General features: G+C 71.8%; 13 protein-coding genes and 1 riboswitch. Of the genes, 6 read left to right on the top strand and 7 right to left on the bottom strand.

Annotation, left to right across the window (positions count from 1 at the left end):
* Window positions 1-51 precede the first annotated feature (51 nt).
* On the top strand, window positions 52-819 hold the full coding sequence (locus ACOKM3_RS18070) for a decaprenylphospho-beta-D-erythro-pentofuranosid-2-ulose 2-reductase (protein ID WP_426901716.1): 768 nt from the start codon (window positions 52-54) through the stop codon (window positions 817-819).
* Window positions 820-825: 6 nt separating this feature from the next.
* Here the strand turns inward: ACOKM3_RS18070 and ACOKM3_RS18075 are convergent, their stop codons facing one another.
* Both ACOKM3_RS18075 and trpS read right to left on the bottom strand, forming a co-directional pair.
* Window positions 826-1,410 carry a 2'-5' RNA ligase family protein gene (locus ACOKM3_RS18075; RefSeq protein ID WP_426901718.1) on the bottom strand — a complete coding sequence of 195 codons (585 nt, stop codon included), beginning with the start codon at window positions 1,408-1,410 and terminating at the stop codon, window positions 826-828.
* 64 nt (window positions 1,411-1,474) lie between these two features.
* Entirely contained in the window at window positions 1,475-2,491 is a 1,017-nt protein-coding gene (gene trpS, locus ACOKM3_RS18080; RefSeq protein ID WP_426901719.1) for a tryptophan--tRNA ligase, read from the bottom strand.
* Between the two features lie 147 nt (window positions 2,492-2,638).
* Here trpS and ACOKM3_RS18085 point away from each other — a divergent pair, with 147 nt between their 5' ends.
* Entirely contained in the window at window positions 2,639-3,313 is a 675-nt protein-coding gene (locus tag ACOKM3_RS18085) for a hypothetical protein (RefSeq protein ID WP_426901720.1), read from the top strand.
* Between the two features lie 1,352 nt (window positions 3,314-4,665).
* Here the strand turns inward: ACOKM3_RS18085 and ACOKM3_RS18090 are convergent.
* Window positions 4,666-6,114 carry a glycine hydroxymethyltransferase gene (locus ACOKM3_RS18090; protein ID WP_403990916.1) on the bottom strand — a complete coding sequence of 483 codons (1,449 nt, stop codon included), beginning with the start codon at window positions 6,112-6,114 and terminating at the stop codon, window positions 4,666-4,668.
* 43 nt (window positions 6,115-6,157) lie between these two features.
* Window positions 6,158-6,244: riboswitch (ZMP/ZTP riboswitch) on the bottom strand.
* 128 nt (window positions 6,245-6,372) lie between these two features.
* On the opposite strand from ACOKM3_RS18090, the gene rocD reads away from it, so the two are divergent.
* Window positions 6,373-7,599, top strand: coding sequence for an ornithine--oxo-acid transaminase (gene rocD, locus ACOKM3_RS18095; RefSeq protein ID WP_426906821.1), 1,227 nt, complete (start codon window positions 6,373-6,375; stop codon window positions 7,597-7,599).
* A gap of 16 nt (window positions 7,600-7,615) precedes the next feature.
* Here the strand turns inward: rocD and ACOKM3_RS18100 are convergent, their stop codons facing one another.
* The 3 genes from ACOKM3_RS18100 to pdxR are packed head-to-tail and all read right to left on the bottom strand — an operon-like array spanning window position 7,616 to window position 10,660.
* Window positions 7,616-8,806 (bottom strand): glutathionylspermidine synthase family protein, encoded by a 1,191-nt coding sequence (locus ACOKM3_RS18100; protein WP_426901722.1) that lies wholly within the window; start codon window positions 8,804-8,806, stop codon window positions 7,616-7,618.
* Window positions 8,807-8,821: 15 nt separating this feature from the next.
* Window positions 8,822-9,193 carry a hypothetical protein gene (locus tag ACOKM3_RS18105; protein ID WP_426901724.1) on the bottom strand — a complete coding sequence of 124 codons (372 nt, stop codon included), beginning with the start codon at window positions 9,191-9,193 and terminating at the stop codon, window positions 8,822-8,824.
* A 48-nt stretch (window positions 9,194-9,241) separates the two neighbouring features.
* Complete coding sequence (gene pdxR / locus ACOKM3_RS18110; RefSeq protein ID WP_426901726.1) at window positions 9,242-10,660, bottom strand: MocR-like pyridoxine biosynthesis transcription factor PdxR; 1,419 nt, start codon at window positions 10,658-10,660, stop codon at window positions 9,242-9,244.
* A 46-nt stretch (window positions 10,661-10,706) separates the two neighbouring features.
* Between pdxR and ACOKM3_RS18115 the strand changes: the two genes are divergently transcribed.
* Genes ACOKM3_RS18115 through ACOKM3_RS18125 form a run of 3 tightly spaced genes read left to right on the top strand, consistent with a single transcriptional unit; the run spans window position 10,707 to window position 12,399 of the window.
* Window positions 10,707-11,231 carry a carboxymuconolactone decarboxylase family protein gene (locus ACOKM3_RS18115; RefSeq protein WP_426901728.1) on the top strand — a complete coding sequence of 175 codons (525 nt, stop codon included), beginning with the start codon at window positions 10,707-10,709 and terminating at the stop codon, window positions 11,229-11,231.
* Window positions 11,228-11,677, top strand: a complete 450-nt coding sequence (locus ACOKM3_RS18120; RefSeq protein ID WP_426901730.1) for a carboxymuconolactone decarboxylase family protein — start codon at window positions 11,228-11,230, stop codon at window positions 11,675-11,677. Before ACOKM3_RS18115 ends, ACOKM3_RS18120 begins: the two co-directional genes overlap by 4 nt.
* Window positions 11,671-12,399 (top strand): isocitrate lyase/PEP mutase family protein, encoded by a 729-nt coding sequence (locus tag ACOKM3_RS18125; RefSeq protein ID WP_426901732.1) that lies wholly within the window; start codon window positions 11,671-11,673, stop codon window positions 12,397-12,399. The genes ACOKM3_RS18120 and ACOKM3_RS18125 overlap by 7 nt, the downstream gene beginning before the upstream one ends.
* Window position 12,400: 1 nt before the next feature.
* Here ACOKM3_RS18125 and ACOKM3_RS18130 read toward each other — a convergent pair whose 3' ends face one another.
* A complete protein-coding gene (locus ACOKM3_RS18130) occupies window positions 12,401-12,832 on the bottom strand; it encodes an ATP-binding protein (protein WP_426901734.1) in 432 nt (143 codons plus the stop codon).
* Window positions 12,833-12,868 lie beyond the last annotated feature (36 nt).

A 12,868-nucleotide genomic window follows, 5' to 3' on the forward strand; every position in this document is an offset into this window, starting at 1 on the left:
CCCGGCCCGTGTGGCCGGCCGCCCACCCAACGCCCCCTCCAGGAGCCCCCGTTGAAAGACGCCTTCGGCACCCCCCAGTCCCTGCTCGTCCTCGGCGGCACCTCCGAGATCGCGCTGGCCACCGCCCGCCGCCTCGTCGCCCGGCGCACCCGCACCGTGTGGCTCGCGGGCCGCCCCTCCCCCGCGCTCGACGAGGCCGCCGCCGAACTGCGCGCCCTGGGCGCCGACACCCGTACGGTCCCCTTCGACGCGCTGGACCCCACAGCGCACGAGGAGACGCTCGGCAAGGTGTTCGCCGAGGGCGGCCCCGCGGGCGATGTGGACATGGTGCTGCTCGCGTTCGGCATCCTCGGCGACCAGGCCCACGACGAGGACGACCCGATGTCGGCGGTCCGCGTCGCCCAGACCAACTACACGGGCGCCGTCGCCGCGAGCCTCGTCTGCGCGCGGGCGCTGCAGTCCCAGGGCCACGGCTCGCTCGTCGTCCTGTCCTCGGTGGCGGGCGAGCGGGCCCGCCGCGCCAACTTCATCTACGGCTCCAGCAAGGCGGGCCTCGACGCGTTCACGCAGGGGCTCGGGGACGCGCTGCACGGGACGGGCGTGCACGTGATGATCGTCCGCCCCGGCTTCGTACGGTCGAAGATGACGGCCGGGCTCGTCGAGGCGCCGATGGCCACGACGCCCGAAGCGGTGGCACAGGCCATCGAGACGGGGCTTCGGCGCAGGTCGGAGACGGTGTGGGTGCCGGGGACGCTGCGCGTGGTGATGTCGGCGCTGCGGCATGTGCCGCGGCCGGTGTTCCGGCGGCTGCCGGTCTGACCGGCTCTACCTGGCGGGGAGCCGGGGCCCGCGTGTCGTGCGGCCCGAGGTCTGCGCGGGCAGCGCCGACGTGCCGAAGGCGAAGTCCCGCAGCTTGCGCCACACCCCGTCGGCGCCCTGCTCGTAGAGCGCGAACCCGGTGCACGCCCAGGCCGCCTCGTACTCGGCGAGCTCCGCGTACGCACGGTCCATCGACTCCTCGTCGATACCGTGCGCCACGGTCACGTGCGGGTGGTACGGGAACTGCAGTTCGCGGGAGACCGGGCCCGAGGCGTCCCGCACCTGCTTCTGCAACCAGGTGCAGGCCTCGGCGCCCTCGACGACCTGCACGAACACGACGGGCGACAGCGGCCGGAACGTGCCCGTGCCGGAAAGCCGCATCGCGAACGGCCGCCCGCCGGACGCGACTTCCTCCAGATGCGCCTCGATCGCCGTGAGGTCGCCGCCCTCCACCTCGGTCGGCGGGAGCAGGGTGATGTGCGTGGGAATGCCGTGCGCCGCGGCGTCGCCGAAGCCCGCGCGCCGCTCCTGGAGCAGGCTGCCGTGAGGCTCCGGGACCGCGATCGAGACACCGATCGTTACGGTCCCCACGTCATACTCCTGTCGTCGTGTGGCGGGCGGGTGGCGTCGCGCTCCGGACTCTTCGGAGCTCGGCTCAGTGCTTGGCGGGCAGGAAGCCGACCTTGTCGTAGGCCTGGGCGAGGGTCTCCGCGGCGACGGCCCGCGCCTTCTCCGCGCCCTTGGCCAGGATCGAGTCAAGCGTCTCCGGGTCGTCCAGATATTCCTGGGTGCGGGTCCGGAACGGTGTCACGAAGTCCACCATGACCTCGGCCAGGTCCGTCTTCAGCGCACCGTACATCTTGCCCTCGTACTTCTTCTCCAGTTCCGGGATACCGGCACCGGTGAGGGTGGAGTAGATGGTGAGCAGGTTGCTGACGCCCGGCTTGTTCTCCGCGTCGTAGCGGATCACGGTGTCGGTGTCGGTGACGGCGCTCTTGACCTTCTTGGCGGTCGCCTTCGGCTCGTCGAGCAGGTTGATGAGGCCCTTCGGCGTCGACGCCGACTTGCTCATCTTGATCGACGGGTCCTGAAGGTCGTAGATCTTCGCCGTCTCCTTGAGGATGTACGGCGCCGGGAGCGTGAACGTGTCGCCGAAGCGGCCGTTGAAGCGCGTGGCGAGGTCGCGGGTCAGCTCGATGTGCTGACGCTGGTCCTCACCGACCGGGACCTGGTTCGCCTGGTAGAGCAGGATGTCCGCGACCTGGAGAACCGGATACGTGAACAGGCCGACGGAGGCCCGGTCAGCACCCTGCTTCGCCGACTTGTCCTTGAACTGCGTCATGCGGGAGGCCTCACCGAAGCCCGTGATGCAGTTCATGACCCAGGCGAGCTGCGCGTGCTCCGGGACGTGGCTCTGCACGAACAGCGTGCAGCGCTCCGGGTCGAGGCCCGCGGCGAGCAGCTGCGCGGCGGCGAGCCGGGTGTTGGCCCGCAGCTCCTTCGGGTCCTGCGGAACGGTGATCGCATGCAGGTCCACGACCATGTAGAAGGCGTCGTGGGACTCCTGCAGCGCCACCCACTGGCGCACCGCACCGAGGTAGTTGCCGAGGTGGAACGAGCCGGCGGTGGGCTGGATCCCGGAGAGCACACGAGGGCGAACATCAGAGGCCATGTGCCTCATTGTCTCAGGTGCGCCACACAGCTCCGCAGCGGCCGAAGGTCCTTCGCGCGGCGGGACACGACCTGGTCGTTGTCAGTGGGCGCCGGTAGCTTGTCGATGTGGCGGGAGTCACGTGGGGGCGGGGCGACGGGGGTGGGGATGCGGTACGTACGAGGGGGTGGGCTCCGGTGGGCCCGGGTGCTGCTCGTGGTGGTGGCGCTGCTGTCGGCGGGGGCGTCCGTCGCGCACGCCCGGCCGACGCAGCCCGGCACCGGAATGGATGTGCCGGACCTTGCGGTGGTGATCGCTCCCGGCGCCGGGGCGGGCCCTTCGGTGACCCTGCACAACGAGGATCGGAACTTCGCCCGGCTCGAGCGCTTGACCACGGGGTTCGACACGGTGACCGAGCGGGTGCCGGACTCCTGGCAGGAGGGGCGGTTCCCGCCCGTGGTGGCCACGGTCATATGGGGCCTGACCGGTGTGGCGGGCTGGCCCGACACCCACAGCGCGCCCGGCACCGACACGGTCATCGAGCGCCAGGACCAGCTGATCATCGCGGCGGACGGCACGCCGTGGCTCCGCACGGACCCGATGGTCGACGTCAACGACGACGACCTCCGCTGGCACCGCGCCTCCCCACCCCTCGTCGACCAGTTGACGCGCGCCGGGGTGTTCCCCGCGCCCGATCCCCCGGAGGAACTCCCCACCCGGAACCCGTGGTGGTGGGGGCTGTCGGGCGTGGCCGTGGGCCTCGCCGCGGCGGCATTGCTATGGCGAATACGCACCCGCCCCCGGGCCCCACGGGAACCCCACCAACAACTGGTCGACCGGTAGGGCGGCGCGGGGATCGGTGCCGGGCGGCCCAGGTGCCCGCTCACCTCCCATGCCCGCCGAGGCGGTGCAGCGCCGCTGGCCGCTCGCCTCCAACGCCCGCCGAGGCGATGCCGGGCTGTACCGGTGCCCGCTCACCTCCAACCCCCGCCGCGGCGGTGCCGGACCGCGCCGCTGCCCGCTCACCTCCCACCACCGCCGGAAACGGCGCCCGGCCCCACCGGCGCCCGCTCACCACCCACCACCGCCAGGAACGGCGCCGGGCTGCGCTCCTTACTCACTCACCCCCACCACCACCGGGAACGGCGCCGGGCTGCGCCACTGCCCGCTCACCTCCCACCACCCGCCCCCTCCGGGGGCTCCGGCATCCCGGGCGGAGACGGTGCCTGCCGCGCGGAGCCGGGGACCGGAGCTGCGACGTGGTCGGCGCCTGTCGTGACGGGTGCGCGGCACCGGGGTGCCGCCTTGCCCACCCTGCCGCCCCAGGCGGCAGATTGCCCAAGTCGGGTGCGGCTCTTGCCGTCTCGGGTGGGGAGCCGTGGCTGGCGGAGGTTGCCCAAGACGGGCGCGGCGTCGGCCGCGACGGGTGGGGAGCCGTGGCTGGCGGAGGTTGCCCAAGACGAGTGCGGCGTAGGCCGCGACGGGTGGGGAGCCGTGGTGGGCGTTACCCAAGGCAGGGCGGCGTCGGCCGCGACGGGTGAGGAGCCGTGGCTGGCGGAGGTTGCCCAAGACGGGTGCGGAGTAGGACGCGACGGGTGGGGAGCCGTGGCCGACGCCGGATCGCCCATGGCGCGTGCGGTCGACCGCGGTGGGCGGGGAGCCGGAGCTGTCGGCGGATTCCCCGAGGCGGAGGGCGGCGAGTGGGGAGCCATCGTGCCGGCGGATTACCCAAGGCGGTGGTGCCCCTCGCCGTCCCAGGTGGGAGCCGTGGCCGGCGGCGGATTGCCCAGAGCCGCCGGCAGTACCCCGTCGGGCCGACGCCCCCGGAGGGGGCGGGTGGGTGGGAGATGGGCGGGAGCCAGGCAATTGCCCGCGGGCGGGTGGGTCAATTCAAGCTCCGCGGCGGGTGGGCAGATCCAGCCCCGCTCTGGGACGAGAGCCCGCGGGGTCCGGGGCGGAGCCCCGATCTTTGAAGCCCAACGGCGGGTTGGGCAGATCCAGCCCGCCGGCGCTTGAGGCGCGGGGTCCGGGGCGGAGCCCCGAGGCCGTAACGCCGGTTCGGCACCATCGGCCCCGCCGTTCGCACGAGAGCCCACGGGGACGGGGCAGCGCCCCGATCTTTCAGCCCCGCCCGCGAGGGCCGGGGCAGCGCCCCGTGGCGTAGGACGGTCGCCCGCCCCACGCCACGGAGGGGCTCAGCCCAGGTCGATCCGGCCGTACAGGGGGAACCCGGCCAGGAGATCCGTCGCCCGGTGGGACACCTCGTCCGCGATCTTCGGGTCGAGCACGTGGCTCGCCTTGGACACCGCCCCGGACTTCGTGGTCCCCGGCTCGGAGGCCGCCAGCACCCGGTCCATGAGCGCCGCGATCTCGTCCATCTCACCGGCACCGAGCCCCCGCGTGGTCAACGCCGGCGTACCGATACGGATGCCGGACGTGTACCACGCCCCGTTCGGGTCCGCCGGAATCGCGTTGCGGTTGGTGACGATGCCGGAGTCGAGCAGCGCGGACTCTGCCTGGCGCCCCGTGAGGCCGTAGGAGGACGCCACGTCGATGAGGTTGAGGTGGTTGTCCGTGCCGCCGGTGACGAGCGTCGCGCCGCGCCGCGTGAGCCCCTCCGCCAGTGCCCGCGCGTTGTCGACGATGCGCTGCGCGTAGTCCTGGAACGCGGGCTGCCGCGCCTCGGCGAGGGCGACCGCCTTCGCGGCCATGACGTGCGGCAGCGGCCCGCCGAGCACCATCGGGCAGCCCCGGTCGACCTGGTCCTTCAGCGAGTCGTCGCACAGCACCATGCCGCCACGCGGCCCACGCAGCGACTTGTGGGTGGTCGTGGTGACGATCTGCGCGTGCGGCACCGGGTCGAAGTCGCCGGTGAGCACCTTGCCCGCGACGAGCCCCGCGAAGTGCGCCATGTCGACCATGAGCGTCGCCCCGACCTCGTCGGCGATCTCCCGCATGATCCGGAAGTTCACGAGGCGCGGGTACGCGGAGTAACCGGCGACGATGATCATCGGCTTGAACTCGCGGGCCTGCGCGCGCAGCGCCTCGTAGTCGATGAGCCCGGTGGCGGGGTCGGTGCCGTACGACCGCTGATCGAACATTTTTCCGCTGATATTCGGCCTGAAGCCGTGCGTGAGGTGGCCACCGGCGTCCAGCGACATACCGAGCATCCGCTGGTTGCCGAAGGCCTGGCGCAGCTCGGCCCAGTCCGCCTCGGTGAGGTCGTTGATCTGCCGGACCCCGGTCTTCGCGAGGAACGGCGCCTCGACACGGTCGGCGAGCACGGCCCAGAAGGCGACGAGGTTGGCGTCGATCCCGGAGTGCGGCTGCACATACGCGTGCCGCGCGCCGAACAGCTCGCGGGCGTGCTCCGCGGCGATCGACTCGACGGTGTCGACGTTGCGGCAGCCGGCGTAGAAGCGGCGGCCGATGGTGCCTTCGGCGTACTTGTCGCTGAACCAGTTGCCCATGGTCAGCAGCGTCGCCGGGGACGCGTAGTTCTCGGACGCGATCAGCTTGAGCATCTCGCGCTGGTCGGTCAGCTCCTGCGCGATGGCGTCGGCGACGCGCGGCTCCACGCCCCGTACGACATCGAGGGCGGCGCGGTACGCGGTGGATTCGGGGGTCAAGCGGGCATCGGTCATGGGGGCAGCCTCCGGACACGGTCGATACGCGGTCGGTTCACGGGTGGTCGGCCCAGGCGCACGGCACACACTGCTCGGGCCGCTCCCCGATGGTCGATCCCATCCCAGCGCGCCAGTCACGGCCCTGCCCCCACATTAGCGGGCGCGTCGCCGGGCGAGGTTTCCACGTCCACATCGCGAGCGACGATAGGAAGGGGCCACAAGCCCGTCCCACACCCAGCGCGATGAGCCGCGACGAACGGAGATCCCGTGACTTCTGTGACTCCACCGACCACCGCAGGACACGCCACGCAGGACTTCATCACCGCCTCCGAAGACCATGGCGCGCACAACTACCACCCGCTCCCGGTCGTCGTCGCCACCGCCGAGGGCGCGTGGATGACGGACGTCGAGGGGCGGCGCTACCTCGACATGCTCGCCGGGTACTCGGCGCTCAACTTCGGGCACGGCAACCGTCGCCTCATCGAGGCCGCGAAGGCCCAGCTGGAGCGGGTGACGCTGACGTCGCGGGCCTTCCACCACGACCGGTTCGCCGCGTTCTGCACGGAGCTCGCCGAGCTGTGCGGCATGGAGATGGTGCTGCCGATGAACACGGGCGCGGAGGCCGTCGAGACCGCCGTGAAGACCGCGCGCAAGTGGGGCTACCGGGTCAAGGGCGTGCCGGACGGGCGGGCCAGGATCGTGGTCGCGAGCGACAACTTCCACGGCCGTACGACGACCATCGTGAGCTTCTCCACCGACGAGGAGGCCCGCGCCGACTTCGGTCCGTACACGCCGGGCTTCGACATCGTCCCGTACGGCGATCTGGACGCGCTGCGCGCCGCGGTCACGGACGAGACGGTGGCGGTGCTGATCGAGCCGATCCAGGGCGAGGCGGGCGTGCTCGTCCCGCCGCCCGGCTATCTCGCGGGCGTCCGGGAGCTGACGCGCGAGCGGAACGTGCTGTTCGTCGCGGACGAGATCCAGTCGGGCCTCGGGCGGACCGGTCGTACCTTCGCGTGCGAGCACGAGGGCGTGGTGCCGGACATGTACGTGCTGGGCAAGGCGCTCGGCGGCGGGGTCGTGCCGGTGTCGGCGGTGGTGTCGAGCAAGGCCGTGCTCGGGGTGTTCCGGCCGGGCGAGCACGGGTCGACGTTCGGCGGGAACCCCCTCGCCTGCGCCGTGGCCCTGGAGGTGATCGCGATGCTGCGCACCGGGGAGTTCCAGGAGCGGGCGGCGGAGCTGGGCGAGCATCTGCACGCCGAGCTGGGCCTGTTGACGGGGACGGGGAAGGTCACCGAGGTGCGCGGGCGCGGACTGTGGGCGGGCGTCGACATCGATCCGTCGTACGGGACGGGCCGGGAGATCTCTCAGAAGCTGATGGGCCGTGGGGTCCTGGTGAAGGACACCCACGGGTCCACCATCCGGATCGCCCCGCCGCTGGTGATCAGCAAGGACGATCTGGACTGGGGCCTCGATCAGCTGCGGGCGGTGCTGGGCGCGTAGCCCCTTTTACCGAGGGTCACAGGATGACGTGGGGCAGGAAGCGGGCGTACTCGTCCGTGACAAGCCCCGCCGATTCCCGGATGCCGAGGCCGGCCGCCTCGTCCTCGACGACCCATGCGCCGAGGACGACGCGGTTGCCGTCGAAGTCGGGCAGCTCGCTCAACTCCTGGTAGCAGCACGGCTCTTCGGGGGTTGGCGGGGTGGACCCGGGTGCGTGGATCGTGACGCCCGCGCCCTCGCGCCCGAGCAGCGGCTTCGACACGTAGCCGGGGCCCGGTCCGGTCGCCAGTTCACGCGGCCCGTCGAGGTAGGCGGGCAGCAGGTTCGGGTGGCCGGGGTACAGCTCCCACAGCACCGCGAGCAGCGCCTTGTTGCTGAGCAGCATCTTCCAGGCGGGCTCGATCCACATCGTCGTACCCGTGCCGCCGCCGTTGTCGAGGCCGGCGAGGACGTGCGGGGCGAATTCGTCGGAGGTCAGCCACTCCCACGGGTACAGCTTGAAGCAGCTGCGGATGAACCGGAGTTGGTTGTCGACGAAGCGCTCGGAGAGGCTGTCCCAGCCGATCTCCTCCATGGAGATCCAGTCGGTGTCCAGGCCCGCCTGTTCGGCGGTCTCCTTCAGATATCCGACGGTCATCAGGTCCTCGCCGAGTTCGTCGGCCGAGGAGTGCGCGAAGTAGAGCGGGCTGCCCGGCGGGAGCAGGGCGGCCTGCTTCTTCCAGGCGTCGATGAGCCGCTCGTGCAGCGAGTTCCACTGGTCGGCGCCGGGGAACCGCTCCTCCATCCAGAACCACTGGGGGCTGGCGGCCTCGACCAGGGAGGTGGGGGTGTCGGCGTTGTACTCGAGGAGCTTCGCGGGGCCTGTGCCGTCGTAGCGCAGGTCGAACCGGCCGTACACGGACGGGAGTTCGGCGCGACGCTGCCAGGCCTCGGCGACCGCCGCGGCGACGCGCGGGTCGGTGATCCCGAGGTCGGCGAAGCGGTCGTTGCGGACGATGTGTTCCGCCGCGGCGAGGCACATGCGGTGCAGCTCCTCGACGACCTCTTCGAGCGCCTCGACCTCGGGGAGGGAGAACTCGTAGTAGGCGCTCTCGTCCCAGTAGGGGCGCAGTGAGTCGTCGGGGTAGCGGGTGAGCGGGTAGATGAGCCCCTGTTCCTCGACGGTCTGCTGCCAGCCGGGGCGTGGGGTGATGGTGTGTCGCTTCATCAGTGCCTCCGGGGCTCAGCCGCCGGAGCTTCCGCCCTTGCCGCCGCTGCCGAAGCCGCCGCGGGTGACGCCGCCGCCCGAGGACTTGGTGAAGGAGCCGCTGCCGACGCGGCTGCCCTTCTTCTTGCCGCCGTAGTACCAACTGCCGTTCACCGAGGACTTGGTGGACGAGGACTTGCAGTACTTGTCGGAGACGACCTTGTAGCCCTTGGACGCGTTGTAGCTGTTCCGGTCGATGCAGCGCTTGTCGACGTCGGAGTCCGAGGAGCAGGCGGTGAGCGCGGCGGCCAGCAGGCCCACGCCGCCGAGCGCGACGGTGCCGGAGCGCAGCCGTCGCTGGGTGGCCGCCTTGTTCGCGGCGTCCTTGCCGTCCTTGCTGTCGTTCATGACGTTTCCCCCGTGATGCGTCGTACTTTTCCGTTCTCTGCGCCTGCCCTAGGGCAGGACCCGGCACAGGGTATCCAACGCGCCCGGCCATGCGTGATCGGGCGGGGTGCCGTAGCCGACGACCAGGGCGTCCATGGGGGCGTCGGGCGCGGGCGCGTCCTCGTGCCGGAATTCGGCCAGGCCCGAGATGCCGAGGCGCTGCCAGGCGGCGGCCTGTACGACGGATCGCTCGGTGCCGGGCGGGAGTTGGAGCACGGCGTGCAGTCCGGCCGCGATGCCGGTGGCGCGCACGGCCGGGGCGCGCTCGGCGAGGGCGGCGACGAGCTGGTCGCGGCGGCGCCGGTAGCGGAGCCGGGCGGCGCGCACATGACGGTCGTACGCGCCGGATTCGAGGAACTCGGCGAGGGTGAGCTGGTCGAGGACGCCGCAGGACCAGTCGGTGTAGCCCTTGGCCTCGACGACCTCGTCGACGAGCGAGGCGGGCAGCACCATCCAGCCGAGCCGCAGCCCGGGGGCGAGGGACTTGCTGGCGGTGCCGAGGTGGACGACGCGGTCCGGGTCGAGGCCCTGGAGGGCGCCGACGGGCTGCCGGTCGTAGCGGAACTCGCCGTCGTAGTCGTCCTCCAGGATCAGCCCGCCGGTGCGGCGCGCCCAGTCGACGACGGCGGCGCGGCGTCGCGCGTGCAGGGCGACGCCGAGGGGGAACTGATGCGCGGGAGTGAGCAGAACAGCCCCTTCCTCACCCAACTCCCTTACATCCGCGCCTTCTTGGTCGAAGGGAAGCGGCCGGGTCCGCAGTCCCGGCCGGGTCAGATAGCCCCAGTGAAGATCGAGCCCGTACGACTCGACGGCGACGTCGCGCACGCCGCGCCGGTGCAGCACCTCGCCGAGCAGGATCATGCCCTGCACGAACCCGGCGCAGACGACGATCCGCTCCGGCGAGGCCTGGACGCCGCGGGCGCGGGCCAGATAGCCGGCGAGGGCGGCGCGCAGTTCGGGGCGGCCGCGCGGGTCGCCGTAGCCGAGGGCGTCGTTCGGGGCGGCGGTCAGGGCGCGGCGGGCGGCCTTCAGCCATTCGGCGCGGGGGAAGGAGGCGAGGTCGGGGCGGCCGGGCATGAGGTCGTAGCGGTGCCCCGCGAAGGGGACGCGGTTGGTGACGGGGGCCGGGGTCGGCGCCCGCCCGGGCCGCTCGGCCACCCGGGTGCCGGAGCCCTGCCGGGCGGTGAGCCAACCCTCGGCGACGAGGTCGGCGTAGGCGTCGGCGACCGTGTTGCGGGCGAGGCCGAGGTCGGCGGCGAGGGCCCGGGAGGCGGGCAGCCGGACACCGGGGGCGAGCCGCCCGCCTCGTACGGCTTCACGGAGCGCGTCAGTGAGCCCGCGCCGTACACCGCCGGAGGCGCGCGGCTCGATGTGCAGATCGATACCGAGCGCCCGCCCGGAGACCGAATTGGCCCAAGATTCTTCCACGTGAATGGACCATACTCCTGGGCTACTCCCTTCGTAGGCTCGAAGCATGACGAACAACGAGAACAGCACCGATAACGCCCCGTCCACGAACGCCCCGTACATGCACGAGCACACCCCCCGCCTCGACTGGTCCCGCCAGGCCCCCGAGGTCTTCAAGGCGATGATCAAGCTGGACGCGGCCGCCCGCGCGGGCGTGGACCCCAAGATCGCCGAACTGGTAAAAATCCGCGCCTCGCAGATCAACCGCTGCGCCCTCTGCCTCGACATGCACACCAAGGACGCCCTGGCGGCGGGCGAGAGCGTGGAGCGGATCATCCAGCTCAGCGCGTGGGAGGAGTCGCAGCACTTCTACACGGAGAAGGAGATCGCGGCCCTCGAACTGACCGAGGCGATCACGGTCCTCACCGACGGCTTCGTGCCGGACGAGGTCTACGAGAAGGCGGCGAAGGTCTACGACGAGCAGGAACTGGCCCAGTTGATCGCCGCGATCACGGTCATCAACGCGTGGAACCGCTTCGGCGTCTCGACCCGCCAGTCGCCGGGCCACTACACGCCGGGCGACTTCAAGTGACGGTTCGTACAAGGCAGTTGGACGCCGGGGTCCGGACGGCGATGCAGGCGCTGAGCGCCGCCGCCAAGAAGGGCCTCGGCGACCCGGTCCTCGCGGAACTGGTGGCGATCAGGGCCTCGCAGCTCAACGCGTGCGCGTTCTGCCTGGACATGCACGTGGACATCGCGCTGCGCACGAACGGCGAGACCGCACACCGCATCGCCCTCCTGAACTCATGGCGCGAGGCGGGCCCGGTCTTCAACGACCGGGAAAGGGCTGCCCTCGCGCTCACCGACGCGATTACGCTCCTGACGGACGGCTACGTCCCGGACGAGGCGTACGAGGCAGCGGCGCAGCACTTTCCGGAACAGGAACTCGCCCACTTGATCGCCTCGATCGTGGTCATCAACAACTGGAACCGGCTGATGGTGAGCCGGCGCATCGAGCCTGGAGGCCCCGCATGGTGAGTCCGAGCGCCGCCGATACGTTCCGCGCCCTGCACCACGACCGCTCCCCCGGCGACCCGCTCGTCCTCCCCGGCCCGTGGGACGCGGCGAGCGCCCGCGTCTTCGAGGAAACGGGTTTCCCGGCGCTGGCGACACCGTCCGCCGGAGTCGCCGCGTCCCTCGGCTACGAGGACGGGCAGACCCCGGCGGACGAGATGTTCGCGGCGGTCCGCCGGATCGTGCGCGCGGTGTCGGTGCCGGTGTCGGCGGACATCGAGGCCGGCTACGGGATCGCCCCGAAGGAACTGGTGGAACGCCTCCTGGAAACGGGCGCCGTGGGCTGCAACCTGGAGGACTCGGGCCCGGACGGCACCCTCAACGACCCGCACACACAGGCGGATTGGCTGGCCGAGGTCCGCGCGGCGGCGTCCGACCGCGTCGTCCTCAACGCCCGCATCGACACCTTCATCCGCGGCGCCGCGGACCCTATCGCCGAGGCGGTGGAACGCGCCCGCCTGTACATCGCCGCAGGCGCGGACTGCGTCTACCCGATCGGCGCACCGGCGGACGCCGTCCCGCGCTTGCGTGCGGCCATCGAGGGCCCGATCAACGTGGGCGCCCCTCCCGGCGGCCCGTCCCCACGCGAGTGGGGCGAACTGGGCGCCACCCGGATCACCTTCGGCCCGGGGTTGCAGCGGAGGGCGATGGGGGCGGTGCGGGAGATCGCGGAGGGGTTGCGCTGAGTCACAGTCCCAGTCTCAGCGCCAGTTCGAACCACACCACCTTTCCCACTCCCACCTTTCGCTCCTCCGCGCCCCACGCATCCGCTAGCAGCGCCAGCAGGGTCAGGCCGCGTCCCGACTCGTCCTCCAGCGACGGCGTGCGTGGGGTGGGCAGGGTGTCGCCGGCGTCCGTGACCTGTACGCGGAGGTGGTCCGCGGTCAGGATCGCGCGGGCCCAGATCTCCCGCCCCGCGGGGGACTTGGCGTGCCGGTAGGCGTTGGTCATCAGTTCGCTGAGGAGCAGCTCCGCCGTGTCCGTGGCCTCGGGCGGCAGCGCCCAGGACGTCGCCTGTTCGCGGAACAGTCGGCGGGCTCGGCCCACGCTCCTCGCGTGACGCGGCATGCGCCACTCGATGTCCTGGGGCAGTGCTGTGGGCCGGGGCGTCGTTCGCATGGCCCCACGCTCGCCGTCGGCGCGTAACCTCGGGAG

Source organism: Streptomyces nidicola, assembly GCF_050106155.1.
In the GTDB taxonomy this organism is placed as follows: domain Bacteria; phylum Actinomycetota; class Actinomycetes; order Streptomycetales; family Streptomycetaceae; genus Streptomyces.